Origin of the sequence: Halomonas llamarensis (genome assembly GCF_023555005.1) — a bacterium.
GTDB classification, from domain to species: Bacteria; Pseudomonadota; Gammaproteobacteria; order Pseudomonadales; family Halomonadaceae; genus Vreelandella; species Vreelandella llamarensis.
The window spans coordinates 1-1,107 of record NZ_JAMJPJ010000078.1; the positions used below are offsets into that span (position 1 = coordinate 1).

The 1,107-nt window shown below is 49.9% G+C and carries 1 protein-coding gene and 1 pseudogene; both read left to right on the top strand.

What is annotated here, in order from left to right; translation table 11 throughout:
• The first annotated feature begins 469 nt into the window (after positions 1-469).
• Positions 470-658 carry an IS4/Tn5 family transposase DNA-binding protein gene (locus M8006_RS17605; protein ID WP_250084500.1) on the top strand — a complete coding sequence of 63 codons (189 nt, stop codon included), beginning with the start codon at positions 470-472 and terminating at the stop codon, positions 656-658.
• Between the two features lie 198 nt (positions 659-856).
• Positions 857-1,107 (top strand): annotated as a pseudogene (locus tag M8006_RS17610) (IS4-like element ISLpn5 family transposase); the annotation flags it as partial.

Sequence of the window (1,107 nt, forward strand, 5' to 3'; positions counted from 1 at the left end):
AGTGTTCATCCGTGAGCATTTGTCGGGGCATCGCAAGCTCGCAGTTTGTTGGCGTGAGAACCTCTATTCTGCGAGCTTGCCCCTATCCTGCCAAATCATCTTCGATCAAACGTCAACACGCCCTAGAGAACGAAAGGCGATCCGTGCAGGTTAAAAGAACATTTCTCTGTTAGCTTTTTAAGGGATTACTGAAATTTTCTGGATTCATAGCAGTCGGGTAGATCGAGAGATTACTCTACCCGGCTCCACACAGATTCGGGCATGCGCGATTGACGCACTCGGCTCCTCAATTATCAGTTTTGCTGAAGGCTCAACATCTCTGCATGATCTGAGCAGGTGGTAGGTAAGCGCTCCACAAAACTTGCAATTACCCACAAGTCATCAGCCACATAAGCATGCTATTGATTAAGTAAAGCCCGATGTGTTTCTTTGGTTCCTCAGGTCGTTCGATATGATAAGAGGTACCAATATGCGACAACACTGGGTGAAAGAAGAAATGACAGGCTGCGACTTGGGGGACGCGCGACTGAATCAAAGGTTGACCGTTATGCTGGAAGCACTCGGTGATCGGCCAGACAAATCACTACCCACCGCATTTCAGGACTGGGCCAATACCAAGGCCGCCTACCGCTTCTTTGCGGATGAGAATGTCAGCTAGGACAAGATTTTGGAGGAGCACTTTGCCGCTTCGGCTTTGCGTATCCAAGCCACCGATGGCCCAATATTGATCCTGCAGGATACAACCGAGTTTTCCTTCAAGCGCTCGTAACCTGAGAAGATTGGCTTTATCAATGAATCAACCGGGCGCAAAATGAAAGAAGGACGGCACCTTAAACATACCGTCTGCGGGCTTTTAATGCACGCCAGTCTGGCGATCACAGCGGAAGGGCTGCCGTTGGGTCTGATCGCTGCCAAATTCTGGACGCGGAACAAATTCAAAGGCACAGAGGCTCTCAAGCGCAAGGTTAATCCGACCCGCATACCCATCGAACAGAAAGAAAGCATGCGTTGGCTCGACAACCTGCAGCGTTCTACTGAGCTGGCAAGTTCACCTGCACGGTGCGTGCATATCGGTGATCGCGAAAGTGACATTTTTGAACTCTTTTG